We start from the raw sequence: 18,361 nt of genomic DNA, 5'->3' as shown, positions 1-18,361 counted from the left end.
CATTTATTATTTTTGGGCTCATTAATGTGTGTAACATTTTATATTTAATGCAATCAAACACCCATTAGCCCTTATTAATGGAAAAAAAGGATCAACTATTTAAGCAGATTTTCGATACCAATTCAAAAAAGATATTCCATTTGTGCTATGGTTATACCGGAGATGAGGACTCGGCGAACGATTTGTTGCAGGAAACTTTCCTTAAAGTCTGGCAAAACCTCGATAAATTCCGCAATAAATCATTAATCTCTACCTGGATCTATCGAATTGCAGTAAACACCTGTCTTACTTACCTGAGATCAGAAAAACGTCAGGCAAAAGACGAACTAACTGAAAATATCATTGAAAATCGTCCGGAAGAATTTTCAGAAAAGAACGAACAGGTCGCCTTACTCTATAAATCTATCGCTAAACTGGAAGAAAATGATCGTCTGATCATCACGATGGTACTCGATGAACTTCCCTATCATGAAATCGCTGAGATATCTGGAATTAGTGAAGGAAACCTCCGTGTGAAAATCCACCGCATTAAACAAAAGCTTACCGAATTATACAATCAGCATGCAAGAATTTGATCATATACAATCCCTTTGGCAGTCACACTCGGTTGAGGTAAAAATCTCATCTGAAGAAATGCTGGTGCAAGCTAAAAAAGAGGTAAATGGGGTGCGAACCCGCTCCTTACTCAATATACTGGGCATGCTCTTGTCATTTACTGCCATCGCTGCATTATTGGTGTTCTTCCCTTTCAATTCCTGGACTACCCTCGCCGGACTAGGCGTCATCATTGTCTCCATTGCAGTCTATACTATAATCCTATACCTGGACTACAGGATCATTGCAAGAAATGATTTTACAGAGCACCCAAATGCCTTTCTATCCAATTTAAAGATCTACCAGCTGAATAAGTTCAACCTGTACAACAGGTTGTATTGGATCTATGCCATTGCACTCTCCTTTGGTTTCATCCTCTACTTCTATGAAATGCTGGACAACATGGAGGTCTGGATCCAAATCAGTATCGTGGCCTTTACCATTTTCTGGATGTTCCTTTGCGCCACCATCCTGAGAAAAGCCTACATGAAACGCGAAAAAGAAAGAATCGATCTGCTGATCGAAAAATTTGAACGCATCAGCGAACAGTTTAAAGAACAATAACTCCTGCGTACCTACTGGCCTTCTTCTTCCAGTTCCGATACAGAGAAGCTGTTTCCGCTCAGTCGGTATTGCAGGTATTTTTTGTCCCCAGCTTTTATACTTGTATCCTTGGGATTCACCAGTGGATAGGTACGGAACAAATCCCCGTTCTTGATCCTGAATTCGTCATTGCCGGCATAGCTTTTCCGCGCCCTGTCACTCAGTGAAGGAAAACTGATCTTATTGAAACTGCCTCCCGAATATTCATATACATTCAGGTCCTTTTCTTTCTGCTTGCTCAACAGCTCAATATAGATTTCCGGATCCCCATCATTATCCAGATCCATATTCCAGGCATCAGTGATGATCCCTTTACGCTCGTTGGAAAGTGTCTTATAGTTACTTTTTAGAGAATCAGACATCAATATGGTATAGCCACCAATGCTATCGGCTCCTTTCCCCCAGCTGATCACCTCAAAATTGAAACCCGGTCTGATGGCAATGTCCTTGTAAAACACAAACTGAGGCTTCTTTACAGCAGCAGTAGCTTTAGGAGCATCCGTATTCTGGGCATCTTCACCACAGGCGGCCAATAAAAGCAGCCCTGATAAAATCAGGGGCTGCTTCACAACATATTTCATCAAATTCATTTTTCTTTATTTCGTCTTTGTATCCAGGTTGGCACCGTTGTTCAGGATCGTATCCGTAACTACACTGCGCCTCCCACCTGGAGTGATTACTATTGTTTTCAAAATACGTTTCTGTCCTTCCGGCACCGTCACTTTGATCCCATTCTCATAAACTGATGCCACTTCCGAAGGACGGGTCAGGTCTAAGGTATAAAAAATCTTCGCCCCCGGTACCGGCGACTTGAGCTGAATGTTAAAATCCTGCCCTTTCAGCACTTTTTCCGTCAAACCAATTGGCGTAGGCACCCAATAATTCGTACTACTTTTATCCAGTTTGGCCAGGTGTACCGGCAAACGCTCTTCCGTAAAGTTCTTCAGGTCTTTACTCGCCAGGGGCGACCAGGCGATCTCCGACAAGGCAAATAACCTTGGTAAAATATGGTATTCTACTTTTGCCGGTGTAGCGATATATTCTGTCCACAAATTGGCCTGTACACCGATCACATGCTTTTGCTGATCTGCCGTCAGGTCTTTTGGCATAGGGTCATAGGCATACGCAATCCAGTAAGGTGCCAGACCGCCGATGTTTGTAGGTTCATCTGCAGAAGCAGACTGTGCATGGTCCAGGTACAATCCAATCTTTCCACCAGGGGTCATGATCACATCGTGGTTTTGCTTAGCTGCAGCAATTCCTCCTTCGGTACCCCGCCAGGACATTACCGTTGCGTTTGGTGCCAGTCCGCCTTCCAATATCTCATCCCATCCGATAATGGAACGACCTTTGGCATTCACATGCTTTTCTATCCTTTGGATGAAATAGCTTTGCAGCTCATGCTCATCTTTTAAACCCAACTTCTTGATCAGTTGCTGACAAAATTCACTTTCTTTCCAATAGTCTTTAGGGCTCTCATCGCCACCAATGTGGATGTATTTCGAAGGGAATAAAGCAATCACCTCATCCAATACATTTTCCAGAAACTGAAAAGTCGCATCACTCGGTACAAAGACATCGTCAAATACACCAAACTGCTGCTGCACCTGCTTACCCTTCCTCGATCCCGACCATGGGGTCTTAGCATCCACGAAAGTATCCCTGTCTGGGAAACAGCTCAGCTCCGGATAGGCTGCAATGGCTGCTGAAGCATGCCCCGGCATTTCGATCTCCGGAATGACATTGATGAACTTTGTCGCAGCATAAGCCACCACCTGCTTCACTTCATCTTGCGTATAATAACCTTTGTAAACTTCATTATCCGTTCCCACACCCGGATGGTGCCCTATAATAGTCCCGTTTCTGCTTGCCCCTATTGTGGTTAGTTTTGGGTATTTCTTGATCTCAATCCTCCATCCCTGGTCGTCGGTCAGGTGCCAGTGAAAATTATTCAGTTTATACTGGGCCATCAGGTCGATGTACTTTTTGATGAATGCCAGGGGGAAATGATGACGGGATACATCCAGGTGCAAGCCCCTGTATTTGAAGCGTGGGTAGTCGTTGATGCTGGCTGCAGGGATCAGCACTTGTCCGCTTTTTTGCTCTGGAAGAAGTTGTACAGCAGATTGGACTGCATAGAACAATCCAGCTTCCTTCCCCGTAATCGTGATTTTCTTGTCCGTAATGTCTATCGTATATCCTTCAGCAGGAAGTTTATCTGCTCCTGCAGTAGTCAGTACAATCGCCCTGTCAGTGGGACCCGCAGTCTTTACCGTCCTTAATGCAGCCCCGATTTTGGTCACAATTGCTGCATTCAGCAGATCAGCCATGCCTGAATTGGCCGGATCAGAGGAGATCAGGACCACCGTCTTGTCCAATTTAAAATTCCCACTCTTCTTAGTTACTGAAACCGGAGCGGGGATGATGCCCATATTTGCATCGGTCTGCGCCAACAAACCGACTGACATAAAGGACAGCAATGTGATTGATAGTAATTTTTTCATCTGTTTGCTTAAGATTTAAATAAATTTAAGCCACAAGGTAAAAAAAATATAAACCAATAGGAACAAAAAAAAGGCAGGATCAAGATCCTGCCCCTTATCATTATCACCTGTTTCCTTTAAGAAACCACGGCTTTCATTTCATCTTCTTTCGCAGCAAGGTAACGCTCTGCATCCAATGCAGCCATACAGCCCGATCCCGCCGCCGTAATGGCCTGACGGTAATAATGGTCCTGAACATCACCACATGCAAACACACCTTCTACATTGGTTTTCGTAGAACCAGGGATGGTCTTCAGGTAACCGGTTTCATCCATTTCTAACCAGCCTTTGAAGATATCTGTATTGGGTTTATGACCGATGGCCACAAAGAAACCTTCTACAGGAAGATCAGACTCAGCACCGGTCTGGTTATTCAGTACTTTTATACCTGTAACATTTTTTCCGTTACCCAAAACTTCTTTAGCTTCTGAGTTATAGATTACTTCAATATTTGGTGTATTCAGTACACGGTGAACCATGGCTTTTGAAGCCCTGAATTCGTCCCTGCGCACCAGCATATATACTTTTTTACACAATTTAGCCAGATAGGTTGCTTCTTCTGCCGCTGTATCACCAGCACCCACAATAGCCACATCCTGTCCTTTAAAGAAAAAACCATCGCATACCGCGCACGCAGAAACACCAAATCCATTGTACTGCTGCTCACTTGGCAATCCCAGCCATTTTGCAGTAGCACCCGTAGAAATGATCACCGTATCCGCAGTGATGGTCTTTATCTCGTCCACAACTACTTTATGCGGCATAGAAGTAAAATCTACCGAACTGACATATCCGAAACGGATGTCTGTTCCAAAACGTTCTGCTTGCTTACGGAAATCTTCCATCATTTCCGGACCGGTGATCCCGTTAGGATAGCCTGGAAAATTATCCACTTCTGTGGTTTGAGTCAATTGTCCTCCCGGTTCCATACCGGTATACATAACCGGCTTAAGATCTGCACGGGCAGCATAGATGGCTGCGGTATATCCGGCCGGACCTGAACCTATAATCAAACATTGAACGTGTTCTGTTTCTTGTGACATATTTTTAAGTATTACACTGCAAATTTACGCTTTCCACCGCGATTCAACAAACGGCAAAATGTAACAAATGCAACATTGTGATATATAGATTATAATCCGGACTAGGTCTGGATGATCCCCACGTTGAAGGGCTTTTTGATGGGCGACTGATTAGCGGCTTCTATACCCATGGAAATCACTTTACGCGTTTCTTTCGGATCTATAATACCATCTACCCAAAGCCTCGAAGCTGCGTAATACGGGGTCGTCTGACGATCATACCGATCTGTAATTTCCTTTAACAATGCAGCTTCCTGTTCCGGACTATCTGCCTCTCCCTTACTCTTCATAGAGGCCTGCTGGATTTGCAGCAATACCTTCGCTGCCTGGGCACCGCCCATCACAGCAATCTTAGCACTTGGCCAGGCATAGATCAGACGCGGATCATAGGCTTTACCACACATTGCATAATTGCCTGCTCCATAGGAATTGCCTACTACAATGGTAAATTTCGGCACCACGGAATTGGCTACGGCATTCACCATCTTCGCCCCGTCCTTAATGATCCCGCCATGCTCAGACCTGCTGCCCACCATAAAGCCGGTTACGTCCTGCAGAAAAACCAATGGTATTTTCTTCTGGTTACAGTTCATGATGAAGCGCGTAGCTTTGTCTGCACTGTCGGAATAAATCACCCCTCCAAACTGCATCTCACCTTTTTTAGATTTCACAACTTTACGCTGATTGGCCACAATACCCACAGCCCAGCCATCGATCCGGCCCAAACCGCAAATGATGCTCTGGCCATAGAGTTCTTTATAGGCTTCAAATTCTGAATCATCTAACAAACGGTGAATGATGTCCATCATATCATAAGGTTTTTCCCGGTTCTCTGGCAATATACCATAGATTTCCTCCTCGTCCAACTTAGGTAACGCCGGTTTCACACGATCAAAACCAGCCACCTGCGGCGCCCCCATTTTACCAATGATGTTGCGGATGCTGTCCAGACAGGCCTGGTCGTTTGGATGTTTATAGTCCGTTACCCCCGATATTTCACAGTGTGTAGTCGCGCCGCCCAGCGTTTCGTTGTCTACATCCTCCCCTATAGCCGATTTGACCAGGTAAGATCCGGCAAGGAATACAGAACCCGTACCGTCTACGATCATGGCCTCATCACTCATGATCGGCAGGTAAGCACCTCCGGCCACACAAGAGCCCATGATGGCTGCAATTTGTACGATCCCATCTGAAGACATTAGGGCATTGTTCCTGAACATCCTTCCAAAATGTTCCTTATCCGGAAAGATCTCATCCTGCATCGGCAGGTATACGCCCGCACTATCTACCAGGTAAATCACCGGCAAACGGTTTTCCATTGCAATTTCCTGTGCCCTCAGGTTCTTTTTAGCAGTCATCGGAAACCAGGCACCGGCTTTTACCGTCGCATCATTGGCAATAACCATACACTGCCTTCCTTCGATGTAACCAATGATACAAATAACTCCTGCAGAAGGGCAGCCACCCTGATCGGCATACATATCTTCTGCCACCAGGGCACCAACTTCCAGAAACTGGCGGTCTTTGTCGAGCAGGTAAGCAATCCGCTCCCGGGCAAGCATTTTACCTTTTTCCTTTTGCTTCGCGGCACTTTTTTCACCACCGCCTTTGTATATCTTTTTTAAACGGGTCTTCAGCTCATAAACCAGCTGCTTGTTCAGATCTTCGTTTTTATTGAATGCTATGTCCATCGCAGGCAAGTTAATTGTATTTTCTTATGGAACAAAAGTCCAATCGGGGATTCGGTACAAAGAACAGTGTTGCCTCTCTGCAAAGGCAAATTATTTTTTTCATGGAGCCAGAGATTGCCCCTTCGAGGCATTATTGCAAATCCCCCAAAACGCCATTGCGAGGTACGAAGCAATCCTTTTAGACAGAAGATGGCTTCATACCTCGCAATGACGAAGTTCGATAAAGTACCTTAGGAAGTACTAGTCCGTATATTTCTTGAAGATCGAAGTAGCGGTATGCCCTCCGAAGCCAAAGGTATTGTTCAATACATAATTTACCGGTTGGTGAACCGACTTACCTAAAATAAAATTCAGTCCTTCTGGTATTTCAGGATCCAGTTCCTGAGTGTTGATGGTTGCCGGAATAATGTCATTTTTAATGGAAAGCACACTGATCACGCTCTCTATCGCACCTGCTGCACCCAGTAAGTGTCCCGTCATGGATTTGGTAGCACTGATTGCCACAGGATGATCACCGAACACTTTTTTGATGCCATTCAATTCACCGATATCTCCCAAACCTGTAGAAGTTGCATGCGCATTGATGTAATCAATTTTGTCAGCGGAGATTCCCGCATCCTTCAAGGCTTTCGAGATGCCCAAAGATGCACCCAGACCATCCGGAGGTGTACCTGTCAGGTGATAAGCATCTGCTGCCATACCACCGCCTACAAGCTCCGCATAAATATGAGCGCCGCGTTTTTTAGCATGTTCCAGTTCTTCCAGGATCAGTGCACCTGCACCTTCACCCATTACAAAACCATCCCTGTTTTTATCAAATGGGCGCGATGCACCTTGTGGGTCTTCATTGTTCTTAGACAATGCCTGGGCCGCATTAAATCCACCGATCGATGGTGCAGTTACCCCGGCTTCGGAACCACCTGCTACCATAATTGTAGCTTTCCCCATACGGATGGTATCAAAGGCATTGATGATCGCAGTATTGGAAGAAGCACAGGCCGAAACTGTAGCATAGTTTGGACCATGCAGTTTGTTTCGGATGGAAATTACGCCTGCAGCGATGTCCACAATCATCTTAGGAATAAAATAAGGATTGAACCTTGGCGTACCGTCACCCAGGTAAAAATCTCTCACCTGTTGTTCGAAAGTCATGATCCCTCCATTACCCGAACCCCATACCACTCCTACTTCATAGCGGTCAACTTCGGGCATATTTTCAAAATCTATCCCCGAATCTTTAATCGCCTGGTCACTGGCGGCAATGGCATACTGTGTAAATAGATCGTATTTCTTAATCTCTTTTTTATCGATATAGGCTTCCGGATCAAAATCCTTAACCTCAGCGGCAAAATTAGTTTTGAATTTTGAAGCGTCGAACTTTGTTATTGCTGATACTCCGCTTTTGCCGGCAACAATATTGTCCCAAAACTCTTGCACTGTATTACCCAGAGGGGTTACAGCACCTAAACCTGTCACTACTACTCTTTTCATATTTACTTATTTTATACTAACGGTTGCCTTCTTCAAGACTCCCCTATTAATCCAAGTTGCACCTAACCACACTTTTACCGCTTTCAGCCTTCGCTTCAGCATCAGTAAATTTGCGGCGCAATTTACAACATTCTTCTTAAATAAGCCATACGAAGCAATTCCAATGCATATGCTTTGTCCTCAACTCCCCTGATATAGAAGCTGATCCAGCCAGTTTTTTTGAAAATATGATGGTCTTTTACCCTACCTGAAACCAGCAGTTCCGACTTCATTTTTTTACTAAAGCACATGTCCAGCAGTCCGTTACTGTGAAAATGTCCGAGTTCCTTCCCAGCTGTATTAAACTGCAGGCCTCCATAGCGGTGAAGGCTTGTCGAGGCACCATCCCAACTTAAAAATTCTGCTTCAAGTTCATCTATCCAGTCCAGCATTTCAGGTTGGGCCAACATTTGCCGCATCTTGAGCATGACATCAAAGACCTGAGCCGCGAGGGGAAGATGCTTGAGCCAGACCAAATAACGGACTACAAAATCGAACATCAACTAATTGTTTTCGCTGAGCATTTTGATGTGGTCCATCACCCGGAGGTGTACATTCCGAGTAATGCTTTCTGCCCATAGGTCATAATACCAGACCGGGAACACATGCAATTTATACCAGCTATTTCCAATCAGGGTGGTTGTGCCATCCAGGTTGTCCTTCAACAGGAACTGTCCGCGGAGGATGTCAATATGCCCCATGATCTCTGGATCCAGAGGCTGAGCAACAATATCAAATGTGAGGTCTTTATTCTGTTCATAGGTCACTATTTTTTCATCAAAAATATATCCGTTGCTGAAAATACATTTCCGTCCTGCTCCCTTACAATACCCATCTACAGTGGTCTGCATTGGGCTTGGCATTCCAATCTGAAACAACCAATAGTCATTTTTCTGTTTGATTTTTTCAAAAGCTACCACATGCTTCCATACCTGTTCCGGCCTGGCCCGAATCAGCATTTCATCGCCTACCATATTCTGATAATCATGTTCCGATACAGCGTCGACTACAAACACCACAAACAGCATACTGATGATGCTAACGTTCAATCCCTGATTTTTCTTTTTAAACATCCGCTGTCCCATAAAGGTACCGGTAATGCTGAATGCGAATATCAATGGAGAAACGATGAGTAAACAGATCATCCCCTCCCCAAGAAAAATTGCACTCATTAAAATGGCAAATAAACTATTAAAGCAAGCGTACTTGACAGTGCGCTTGCCTGAGAGCCCCAAATCACGCCAAAACCAGGCGGCAATCACACCCATCAAAATGGGAAGTACCACAAACTCAGAGAAAATTAAAATACTTTCTTTTGAACTGTTTCCGAGCAGATATTTGTGGAGACCGATGATCGCGAGTATGCTGAAGTTAGCAACCAATACACCATGCAGAACCGGAGATTTGAGAAATGCTTTCATATTCATTATTTGAGTTAAGTTTTAGAATCTTTCTGACAGCTGGTCAAGCAAATCTAAAGTTAATAATTAAACTTTCAAAATATATTGAAAGTTTAATTGTACAAAAAATTGTGCTAATCTTTATTAAATCAATACCTTGAAATGGTCATTTAGATCGTAACGATTTCCCTGCACATTTGGGTTAGATAAATAAACCGTATATTACAATGCATTAAGGGCGTATTAAATTGTGTTTAGGCTGAATAGTAGCTCATCCCAGGGTAAGGCCACAGTAACCCCACGTTGACCCCACCTTTTTACAATAAAAAGGTGGGGTCAGCACTGATTAATTAAAGGTTAACATTGGGATGAATCTAACTGCACCTTATACATCGGTAAACCACACCCATAAACCAGCTAACAGAGATTCTACGAGCAATAATATTTTTTGATTAGCCTGTAGAATCTATTACCTTTATCTTGATCAATCATTTTAGCAACACACAATGAATTTAAAAAACACAATCCTTACCTCTACATTAGTGATGGGAACATTCAGCATGGCAAACGCACAGGAAAAAACCAAGCCTGAACAGACTGAAGTTTATACACCGGTACCGAAAGTGGTTTCGGCAAAAGCGGTATTAACTACTCCCCCTTCGGATGCTAACGTGCTTTTCGATGGAAAAGACCTGAGCAAATGGGTAATGACCAATGACCGCGATAAACCTGCCTCATGGAAAGTAGCCAATGGCGTATTTACAGTAAACAAACAGGGCGGTGGAAATATAGAGACCAAACAGTCCTTCCTAAACTATCAGTTACACATCGAATGGCAAGTACCCGCCAACATCAGTGGTAAAGGTCAAGGCCGCGGCAATAGTGGTTTGTTCCTGGCTTCTATTGGTAAGGGTGATGATGGTTATGAATTGCAGATCCTGGATTCTTACCAGAATGATACTTATACCAATGGTCAGGCAGCGAGCATCTACAAGCAGTTTGTACCACTGGCTAATCCAACCAACAAACCAGGAGAATGGAATTCTTACGACATTGTTTGGACCGCTCCTACCTTCAACGAAGATAAATCTGTAAAAACGCCAGCGAGAGTAACTGTCTTGTTCAATGGTATTTTGGTGCAGGACAATACCATTTTAAAAGGTCCAACACAGTACATTGGCGACCCGGCTTACAGGAAAGCACACGGAGCTTCACCGATTAAATTGCAGTCACATGGTGATCCAAGTGAACCTTTGAGTTTCCGCAACATCTGGATCAGAGAGTTGTAAAGCACCAGGATTTTCAGCAAACATCAGGATGCCAGGATTGTTTAATCATAAATAACCCTGGCATTTATGTTTATACCCCAGCTTAAGCAAGCGATATATGTATTGATCTTACTCGGATCATTCTGTCTATTTTCCTGTAAATCAGGGACATTAGATCCCTTCAAACCAGCTTCACCTCATGAGCAGTACCAGCGAAAACTGGTCAGTGCCGGTCTGCACAAAACAGCCATGGGTACAGCCTGGATCAATGCCGCAACAAGCGGACTTCAACAGCCCTTAACAGTAAAAATCCCTTTCCAGGAGCAAGGTTATTTTGCGGCCGAAAAGGTTCCGGTGGCCGTGTACCGCTTTAACGCGACCAGGGGACAAAGGCTTAGTGTCAGGCTGGATAAAAAGCCTGTTGAGGAATTTACAATCTATATGGATCTTTGGCAGCTTTCAGAAAGTGGAAGTCCCAAACTCCTCAATGCTGCAGATACGCTTGGCAATCCCATCACTGTCGACATCGAGGAAACAGGCAGTTACCTCGTTCGTTTACAGCCTGAACTATTGCGGAGTGGCGCTTACACACTGGAGATCACCACTGGCCCATCATTGGGCTATCCGATCAGCGGTAAGCGCAGGGATCATATCCAAAGTTTTTTTGGTGACGGCCGCGACGGAAATACGCGGAAGCATGAGGGCATAGACCTTTTTGCTGCGCGCGGAACTCCCGTAGTAGCGATTGCTGAAGGTGCTGTAGTGAGGGTAAACGAAAACAACCTGGGCGGTAAGGTGGTCTGGATGCGTCCGAAAGGAAAGAACTACACCCTGTATTACGCGCATCTGGATCAGCAGATCGCTGTGGAGGGTCAACCTGTTAAAATTGGTGATACACTTGGGCTGGTGGGCAATACAGGAAATGCCAAAACCACAGTTCCACATCTGCACTTTGGGATTTACACTACTGGAGGAGCTGTTGATCCGCTGCCTTTTTTAAATCCGGTGGTGCCGAAAGCACCTAAAATACAGGCAGATTTGGATAATTTGAATGCTACACTTCGAACCTCAAGGAAAACACCAGTCTATAAGGAGATGGGCGCCGGCAATACACCCTTTCGCAGCCTTCCAGCGGGAACCATTATTCAGGTGAATGGCGCAAGCGCAGAGTGGTACCGTAGCCGGCTGCCCGACGGGCAGGAAGTCTACATCCAGAGCAGGAATGTGCTGAGCACCAAAACTGCACTGCGTACCATAAAGCTGTCTTCGGCACAACAGCAACTGTACGACCAACCAGATAGTCTGGCTGCTGTAATGACAAGCCTTATCGCAGGAACGAGTGTAAAAGTACTGGGTAGTTTTGAAGGTTATCAATTGATCACAGCCGGTGACAGTAAGACCGGCTGGATCAAAAGTTTATAAGTTTAGTTGCGCTCTACTGTGCAATTGGGTTCATGCGTGATGGGAAAATTACAGGAATTGGCAATGAAACACATTTTATTGGCCTGCTCATGTAGCGCATTTGCTTTAGCCACATCTCCTTCCTTACTAATGGTCACGCGTGGATTGAGTTGTACGGCGCTAAAATGCCCGCTTCCATCCGCATTTTCTATCATAGTACCGATTGACTGATCTTTATAGTCGAGCACCACAATTCCATTTTGGGAACAGAGGTGCAGATACCATAGCATATGACAGGAAGAAATTGCCGAAAGCAGGAGATCTTCAGGATTGTGCTTCGCCTTGTCGCCCATAAAAGCCGAATCGGAAGAACCCTGAATATCCGCCTTATGATCAACTGAGATCACATAACTTCTGTCGTAAGAACGGTAATCCATAGTTCCGGAGCCTTTGTTACCAGTCCACACCAGACTGGTCTGATATTCGTGTGATTTTTCCATAACGTTCTGTTTATACTTGATAAACCAATTTAAACATTCTTAGGGATGTTTTCACTTAAAATCTGTAATCCAGGCATTTTTGTTTTCCTGTGGAACATCAGTGGCAACGATGGTTAACATTCCGCCATTCATGATCTCTTTTTGATCCAGCCAATTTCGGTCCAGTTTTTTCCCGTTTAGGCGTACTTCTTTGATGTACAAATTCTTATCGGAGAAGTTCTCTACCTTGATGTTCAACTGCTTACCATTCTCCCAGTTGAAGGTTACGCTTTCAAATAAAGGTACGTTCAGGTAATAAACCGGCCAGCCTACGCAAGCCGGGGAGATTCCAGCCGCGGTGAGGACAAACCAGGCCGACATGGCACCGGCATCATCATCCATCGTACGGATATAAGCTTTATCAGTATTTTTATAGATTCTATCCATAAATGGATCAATACCCCTGCTGTTGTCGTTGAAATAATATTGAACTACAGTATCTACCGCATAATTGTGCATGAGTTTTTGCGACTTCCAGGACTGTGCCGTCATGTTGTACATCAGGGGAACTTGCAAGTCTGGCTCATTGGCATGGTTGTACAGGTCATTTTTAAAGAAGTAATCCAACTGCTCGGTGTAAGTCTTTTCTCCTCCGATCAGTTCCATCAATCCTTTCACATCAAAAGGCACAAACCAACGGTATTGCCAGATGGTACCTTGATAGAGCTTACGGGCTTGCATACGGTCTACATCCGATCTGCTGATGTCCTTGAAATCCTTGTTCCAGTGCTCCTTGTATTCCAACGCTTTTTGTTTGTATTTGGCACTCAGGTCTTTTTTGTTTAATAGACCCAGGATTTCAGAGAGTGCCCAGGCATCATAAGAAGATTCCAGGGCTTTGTCAGGAGAACCATAGTCGAGGTGGTCTACTTCCTTTATCAGTGAATCGAGGATCTCATCTGCAGGAACCTTATATCCTTTACGCATAGCATCCAGAATAACAACTACGGCATGCTCAGTTCTAACGGTTGGAGAAGGCTCAAATTTAGTGGCATAGTCCTTTTTACCATATTTATATAAGTTGGCAATAGATGTCGCGATGTCTTGAAAACGCTCAGGATAAGCAACAGATAGTAGTGGCAATTGTGTACGGTAGTTGTCCCAAATAGCCCATCCGTTGTATTTGGTGCCTGTGGTCTTTTGGGTTGAACCATCAATGGCTTTGTAGTTCCCATCTGTTTCAGAGATCTGATAAGGTGATTGCACAGTGCGGTACAGAAGGGAATAGAATAGCTTTTCCCTGTCTTTATCACCTTTTACCTGGATGCGGTTCAGGTGTTTGTTCCATCCTTCCTTGCTTTGAGTTTTCAACTGATCGAAAGTCAGTTTACTCAGTTCGTTTTCTGCATAAGCTACACTTGTAGAAGAGAAACTGATGTTCATTTCTATTTCCGTAACATCCACAGCCGGGGTTACGATCAATTTGCGATCGCCTGCTGGCTGGATTTTTACTGGTTTGCTAAATACGGCGGTATAATAAATGCGGTACACTCCGGCACCGCAGGTTGTTTTAGAAGCGATCATCCCGCTGATACTGTTGGTTCCAGTCTGATGCTCTTCTGAAACAAATCCTCCATTAAATGCATAGCCAAGGTCTATCGCGAAACCTTTCTCTCCTTTAGGAAAGCGGTAGCGGTGCTTTCCCTGATTTTTCAGCACAGTCATTTCGGCAGTCATTTTATTCTCGAAGCCGACACTATAATAGCCCGGGGATGCTTGTTCTTTGGCCTTGATCAGCTCTCCTTTTTCAGGGTCATTGCCAAGGAAAGGCTTGATCATGAAATTTCCACCGCTTCCCATACAGCCTACCCCCTCAAAACGGTTGTGGGTAAACCCCAGAAACTGCTTTGCAGAATGTTCATAGCCGGTATGGATATGCGGATAGGTCTGTGGACCGATGCTCAGCATACTAAAAGGATAAGAGGCAGCGGGCGACAATTGTCCGTGATCGCCTGAAGAACCCAGGAATACATTGACAGAAGCACTCAGGTCTTTTGGATCAGCCTTCTTCGCTGTCTGTGCAAAAGTTGCGGTTGAAAAGAGTGAGAGTAGTAATAGCGGAAAAATTTTCATTATTCAATTGTGTGTTGGCCCGCAATTTAGGATTTATTTAAAAAAGAAAGCGCAACGAGGAACAGATTCCTTGTTACGCTTATGTTAATTTAAATAGTTGCTATACCGTTTCAGCACATTATTTTAGAATCCTGTTGACACGGTCTTCGATTTCCAGCTTTCCAGGTCAGATTTTATGGCATCTATCTTCACGTAAGCCATATCATAGGCGTCTTGTCCGAGGAACAAATGCAAAGGTGGGTTTTCATCAAATGCTGCTTCTATGATCAATGCCACACCTTTTTCCGGATCACCGGGTTGGTTACCATTGATCGACTCCTGGTGTTGTCTTTCAGATTCCCTTACCGCAGCGTAGGCTTCCAGTTGATTTTGAGGTGTAACTACACCACCGGCAGCTAGAAAATTCGTTCTAAAATATCCGGGAGACACTACTGTAGCATGAATACCGAATTCTTTAACCTCTGCAGACAAAGATTCCGTGAGTCCCTGTACCGCAAATTTGGTTGCGCAGTAGATGCCCCATCCGGGGAAGTTGCCGTAAAAGCCACCGATAGAGGAAATATTGAAGATATGTCCGGACTGTTGATTCCTCAAATGCGGCATGGCCTGACGGATTACATTAAGGGTACCGAATACGTTTACGTCGAAATTTGTTCTGGATTCTGCATCGCTCAATTCCTCCAGACTACCTAAAAGGCCATACCCGGCGTTGTTGACGACAACATCCAGTCCGCCAAAACGTGATACCGTAGCTTCGATGGCGGTAGCAACACTTTTCTCAGATACGATATCAACCGATAAAGGAAGAAAATTTTCAGGCGTAGCGCCCTGAACCGCTGAACTTAGTTCTTCCAGGTTCCTGGAAGTTGCCGCTACCTGATGGCCCTGGGCCAACAGTTGATTGACGAGGGTAAGTCCTAATCCCTTTGATGCTCCGGTTACAAACCAAATTTTTCTTGTGTTCATCTCTTTTGTTTTTTTGATGATACAAATTTAGTCAGCACCCAGGCCCTGCGTTTGCAGGATTCAAGGCATTACTTGCAAAATTCAAACATTAGGCAGAACGGAAGCCTGAAGGTGTATGCTGTGTTTGCTTTTTAAAGAAATTATTGAAGTGTGCGGGTTCTTCAAAGCCCAATGCGTAGCCGATTTCGGAGATGTTCCAATTGGTGTGTTTCAACAATACTTTAGCCTCTCCGATCAACCTTTCCGTAATGAGATCGGTAGTCGTTCTTCCTGTTGTCTGTTTGATCGCACGGTTCAGGTGGTTTACATGTACCGAAAGTTGCGCCGCAAAGTCTTTGGCTGAGCGCATGGTAAAGCGCTGCGCAGGGCTCTCGATCGGAAATTGCCGTTCCAGCAGCTCATTGAAGACGGAAGTGATCCTGGATTTGGCATCAGGATGCTGGTATAAGGTTTCGTAAGGTCGGGACTTCAAGGCAAAATGCGTGATCTCCATGACGTAGTTCCGCAACAGATCGTATTTAAAGGCATAGTCGGAACCGATCTCCGCCAGCATCTTGGTAAAGATCCCGCTGACATGGGCATCCTGTTCCTCATCCAGCAGGTAAGCCGGCTTCCCTCCTATGGCGTACATAGGGAGCTCTTCCAGTCCGCCGCGGATCTTTTCCGTAAAAAAAGATTTGGAAAAGATACAGAAGAAACCCGTTTTGTCTTCGGATAGCGACTCCCAGGTGTAAGGCACCTGGGGGTTGAAAAATATGAGTGTGGGGCCAGTCACCTCAACCGTCTTGTCGGCATAATGGTAACGGTTCTTTCCCCTGATCAATGTCACCTTATAAAACTCCCTGCGGCTGTACTTCTGACCTTCGGCATCTGCTTCCAGGCAATCTTCCAGGCGGAACACATTGAAGTGGCCGACGTCCTGGTGCAGGTTAGGTGGCAGTTCTTTTATTTTATGCTCGTAAAATTCTTCGAGTGTCTGGGTTCTTTTCGACATGATTAAACAGTTTTTTTGCGGTCCAGAGTAAAAGCATTCAGGTCCAGATATGCAAGCAGGTAAGCAAAGATAAGCGTATGGATCAATTGTGAAGGAATGGCGCTCCATTCTTCTATGCAACTGGAACCGAAGATGAGTGCGATCATGATCACAGCGCCTGCTATCAGCGCCTGTTTTGTGAATAGTCCGATCAGCAACAAAAGGCCGACAACAAACTCCGCAACAGGAAGCGCATAACTGAAAGGCAGTACCAACGCGTTAGGGAGGAACGACCTTTCGAAATTGCCCAGCATCCAGTTGCTAAAAGCTTCCAACTTGGGTAAGCGCACCAGGCCATGACCGAACATGCTCATCGCCACTGCCAGGCGAACCAAAACGTAAGAGATCGAATTATTTTTCATACCTTAAAATTACCACAATTATGCGAAGAGGAAAAATGCGATAACCAAGGTAACCAAAATATTAAAGCCCTGAGCAATGATGAAGGCGTAAAATGGCGTCTTGCTATTGCGACTGAATAAATCCTTGAAATTGGTTTCCAGTCCGATGCTGGTAAAGGCGAGGGCAAACCAAAGTCCCTGAAGATTTTTCAAACTGCCTTTAACAGCGGTATTGCTTTCAGGGGAGATGAAGAAGGAGAACAACACAGAAGCGGCTACAAAGCCAATCACGAATTTAGGGAAACGCTCCCAAATGACGCCAAGCGTAGGCTTCTCTGCTTTGTCTTTTCCGGCAGGATGATTGGTGTAAGTCCAGTATACCGATATAGCGAAAGCCGCGATGCCGAGCAATACATTTTGTGAGAACTTGACAATGGTACTGATCTTCAATGCTTCTTCCCCTACCAATGTACCTGAAGCAACCACTGCGCCCGTAGTATCTATACTACCACCCAACCATGCACCCGTAACGGCCTGTGGGAAATTGAAATAAGCTGCGATGTAAGGCATAAAGATCATCATTGGAATGGCCGTGATCAATACCATTGAAATGACGTAGGAAAGCTTTTTGGAATCCCCTTTAATGGCGCCTGAAGTGGCAATTGCTGCAGAAACTCCGCAGATCGATACTGCACTGGAAATCATCATGGTCAGTTCATCGTCTACTTTCAGTTTTTTACACAACCAGAAAGCAAAATACCAAACGGAGAGTACAACCACCAGGGCCTGGATCAATCCCAGGGATCCTGCTTTCAGAATGTCTGAGAAGATCACGCTGGTACCCAATAGCACGAGGCCAATCTTGACGAATAGCTCTGTAGATAAAGAAGATTTGAGCCATTCCGGCAGTTTAAGGAAATTGCCGATCAGTAAACCTATACCCAGGCTAAAAATAACCGCTTCTAAATTAAGTGCTTTTACCTGTGCATTGCCGGCAAGTACCAAGGCAATCACAGTCAGTATATAAACGATCGGAAAGGTTTTAAGGCTGGCAGCAACTGATTTTCCGGTAATCAGGGCGCCCAGTGCAGCGATAACCAAAACAAATAGGAACTGGATGCCGATCAACTGTAGGTTGGCGGACGAAAGTACCTTCCTGGTCAATTCTGCCGTAGTTCCCCAGCTAAAGGCGGGAACGGTCAATGATATGCCTGCTAAGGCTAAGAGTATAATTAAGCCGCCAAGGATGACGACAGCCCAGTCTTCGTGTACGACCAGTTTTTTTTGATCTGTCATT

Annotated in this window: 17 protein-coding genes; 4 read left to right on the top strand and 13 right to left on the bottom strand. The window is 44.8% G+C overall.

All coding sequences use genetic code 11. The features are described 5' to 3' along the window. Positions 1-77 precede the first annotated feature (77 nt). Together WAE59_RS11960 and WAE59_RS11955 are read left to right on the top strand one after the other, a co-directional pair. A complete protein-coding gene (locus tag WAE59_RS11960; protein WP_337856194.1) occupies positions 78-575 on the top strand; it encodes an RNA polymerase sigma factor in 498 nt (165 codons plus the stop codon). Continuing rightward, positions 562-1,158 carry a hypothetical protein gene (locus WAE59_RS11955; RefSeq protein WP_337856193.1) on the top strand — a complete coding sequence of 199 codons (597 nt, stop codon included), beginning with the start codon at positions 562-564 and terminating at the stop codon, positions 1,156-1,158. The genes WAE59_RS11960 and WAE59_RS11955 overlap by 14 nt, the downstream gene beginning before the upstream one ends. A gap of 11 nt (positions 1,159-1,169) precedes the next feature. Here the strand turns inward: WAE59_RS11955 and WAE59_RS11950 are convergent, their stop codons facing one another. The 7 genes from WAE59_RS11950 to WAE59_RS11920 form a co-directional block, all read right to left on the bottom strand. After that, positions 1,170-1,787 carry a hypothetical protein gene (locus tag WAE59_RS11950; RefSeq protein WP_337856192.1) on the bottom strand — a complete coding sequence of 206 codons (618 nt, stop codon included), beginning with the start codon at positions 1,785-1,787 and terminating at the stop codon, positions 1,170-1,172. Positions 1,788-1,793: 6 nt separating this feature from the next. Next, a complete protein-coding gene (locus tag WAE59_RS11945) occupies positions 1,794-3,701 on the bottom strand; it encodes a beta-N-acetylhexosaminidase (protein WP_337856191.1) in 1,908 nt (635 codons plus the stop codon). Positions 3,702-3,817: 116 nt separating this feature from the next. Then, on the bottom strand, positions 3,818-4,783 hold the full coding sequence (gene trxB, locus WAE59_RS11940; protein ID WP_337856190.1) for a thioredoxin-disulfide reductase: 966 nt from the start codon (positions 4,781-4,783) through the stop codon (positions 3,818-3,820). A gap of 101 nt (positions 4,784-4,884) precedes the next feature. Beyond that, the gene (locus WAE59_RS11935) at positions 4,885-6,513 is read right to left on the bottom strand and encodes an acyl-CoA carboxylase subunit beta (RefSeq protein WP_337856189.1); all 1,629 of its coding nucleotides are present in this window, start codon (positions 6,511-6,513) and stop codon (positions 4,885-4,887) included. Between the two features lie 240 nt (positions 6,514-6,753). Next, entirely contained in the window at positions 6,754-8,004 is a 1,251-nt protein-coding gene (gene fabF, locus WAE59_RS11930) for a beta-ketoacyl-ACP synthase II (RefSeq protein WP_337856188.1), read from the bottom strand. Positions 8,005-8,126: 122 nt separating this feature from the next. Further along, positions 8,127-8,543, bottom strand: a complete 417-nt coding sequence (locus tag WAE59_RS11925) for a luciferase domain-containing protein (protein WP_337856187.1) — start codon at positions 8,541-8,543, stop codon at positions 8,127-8,129. A gap of 3 nt (positions 8,544-8,546) precedes the next feature. Further along, entirely contained in the window at positions 8,547-9,464 is a 918-nt protein-coding gene (locus WAE59_RS11920; RefSeq protein WP_337856186.1) for a hypothetical protein, read from the bottom strand. 485 nt (positions 9,465-9,949) lie between these two features. On the opposite strand from WAE59_RS11920, the gene WAE59_RS11915 reads away from it, so the two are divergent. Next, positions 9,950-10,732, top strand: a complete 783-nt coding sequence (locus WAE59_RS11915) for a 3-keto-disaccharide hydrolase (RefSeq protein ID WP_337856185.1) — start codon at positions 9,950-9,952, stop codon at positions 10,730-10,732. A gap of 66 nt (positions 10,733-10,798) precedes the next feature. After that, positions 10,799-12,133: a M23 family metallopeptidase gene (locus WAE59_RS11910; protein WP_337856184.1), complete on the top strand. Its 1,335-nt coding sequence runs from the start codon at positions 10,799-10,801 to the stop codon at positions 12,131-12,133. A gap of 2 nt (positions 12,134-12,135) precedes the next feature. Here the strand turns inward: WAE59_RS11910 and WAE59_RS11905 are convergent, their stop codons facing one another. The 6 genes from WAE59_RS11905 to WAE59_RS11880 form a co-directional block, all read right to left on the bottom strand. Then, positions 12,136-12,612, bottom strand: coding sequence for an OsmC family protein (locus tag WAE59_RS11905; RefSeq protein WP_337856183.1), 477 nt, complete (start codon positions 12,610-12,612; stop codon positions 12,136-12,138). A gap of 51 nt (positions 12,613-12,663) precedes the next feature. After that, on the bottom strand, positions 12,664-14,724 hold the full coding sequence (locus WAE59_RS11900; RefSeq protein WP_337856182.1) for a glycoside hydrolase domain-containing protein: 2,061 nt from the start codon (positions 14,722-14,724) through the stop codon (positions 12,664-12,666). 123 nt (positions 14,725-14,847) lie between these two features. Then, positions 14,848-15,690: an SDR family NAD(P)-dependent oxidoreductase gene (locus WAE59_RS11895; RefSeq protein WP_337856181.1), complete on the bottom strand. Its 843-nt coding sequence runs from the start codon at positions 15,688-15,690 to the stop codon at positions 14,848-14,850. Positions 15,691-15,778: 88 nt separating this feature from the next. After that, positions 15,779-16,684 carry an AraC family transcriptional regulator gene (locus tag WAE59_RS11890; protein ID WP_337856180.1) on the bottom strand — a complete coding sequence of 302 codons (906 nt, stop codon included), beginning with the start codon at positions 16,682-16,684 and terminating at the stop codon, positions 15,779-15,781. Between the two features lie 2 nt (positions 16,685-16,686). Beyond that, positions 16,687-17,085, bottom strand: a complete 399-nt coding sequence (locus WAE59_RS11885) for a DoxX family membrane protein (RefSeq protein WP_337856179.1) — start codon at positions 17,083-17,085, stop codon at positions 16,687-16,689. 18 nt (positions 17,086-17,103) lie between these two features. Beyond that, entirely contained in the window at positions 17,104-18,360 is a 1,257-nt protein-coding gene (locus tag WAE59_RS11880) for a YeiH family protein (RefSeq protein ID WP_337856178.1), read from the bottom strand. Between the last annotated feature and the right edge of the window lies 1 nt (position 18,361).

The organism is Pedobacter sp. GR22-6 (assembly GCF_037402555.1).
Classification (GTDB): Bacteria; Bacteroidota; Bacteroidia; order Sphingobacteriales; family Sphingobacteriaceae; genus Pedobacter.
The sequence above is the reverse complement of the archived record's forward strand: the minus strand, read 5'-3'. Positions and strand labels throughout refer to the sequence as shown.

Coding starts and splice junctions, on each gene's coding strand:
- WAE59_RS11960 (WP_337856194.1), top strand. CDS start 78: ATGGAAAAAAAGGATCAACTATTTAAGCAGATTTTCGATACCAATTCA.
- WAE59_RS11955 (WP_337856193.1), top strand. CDS start 562: ATGCAAGAATTTGATCATATACAATCCCTTTGGCAGTCACACTCGGTT.
- WAE59_RS11950 (WP_337856192.1), bottom strand. CDS start 1,787: ATGAATTTGATGAAATATGTTGTGAAGCAGCCCCTGATTTTATCAGGG.
- WAE59_RS11945 (WP_337856191.1), bottom strand. CDS start 3,701: ATGAAAAAATTACTATCAATCACATTGCTGTCCTTTATGTCAGTCGGT.
- trxB (WP_337856190.1), bottom strand. CDS start 4,783: ATGTCACAAGAAACAGAACACGTTCAATGTTTGATTATAGGTTCAGGT.
- WAE59_RS11935 (WP_337856189.1), bottom strand. CDS start 6,513: ATGGACATAGCATTCAATAAAAACGAAGATCTGAACAAGCAGCTGGTT.
- fabF (WP_337856188.1), bottom strand. CDS start 8,004: ATGAAAAGAGTAGTAGTGACAGGTTTAGGTGCTGTAACCCCTCTGGGT.
- WAE59_RS11925 (WP_337856187.1), bottom strand. CDS start 8,543: ATGTTCGATTTTGTAGTCCGTTATTTGGTCTGGCTCAAGCATCTTCCC.
- WAE59_RS11920 (WP_337856186.1), bottom strand. CDS start 9,464: ATGAAAGCATTTCTCAAATCTCCGGTTCTGCATGGTGTATTGGTTGCT.
- WAE59_RS11915 (WP_337856185.1), top strand. CDS start 9,950: ATGAATTTAAAAAACACAATCCTTACCTCTACATTAGTGATGGGAACA.
- WAE59_RS11910 (WP_337856184.1), top strand. CDS start 10,799: ATGTTTATACCCCAGCTTAAGCAAGCGATATATGTATTGATCTTACTC.
- WAE59_RS11905 (WP_337856183.1), bottom strand. CDS start 12,612: ATGGAAAAATCACACGAATATCAGACCAGTCTGGTGTGGACTGGTAAC.
- WAE59_RS11900 (WP_337856182.1), bottom strand. CDS start 14,724: ATGAAAATTTTTCCGCTATTACTACTCTCACTCTTTTCAACCGCAACT.
- WAE59_RS11895 (WP_337856181.1), bottom strand. CDS start 15,690: ATGAACACAAGAAAAATTTGGTTTGTAACCGGAGCATCAAAGGGATTA.
- WAE59_RS11890 (WP_337856180.1), bottom strand. CDS start 16,684: ATGTCGAAAAGAACCCAGACACTCGAAGAATTTTACGAGCATAAAATA.
- WAE59_RS11885 (WP_337856179.1), bottom strand. CDS start 17,085: ATGAAAAATAATTCGATCTCTTACGTTTTGGTTCGCCTGGCAGTGGCG.
- WAE59_RS11880 (WP_337856178.1), bottom strand. CDS start 18,360: ATGACAGATCAAAAAAAACTGGTCGTACACGAAGACTGGGCTGTCGTC.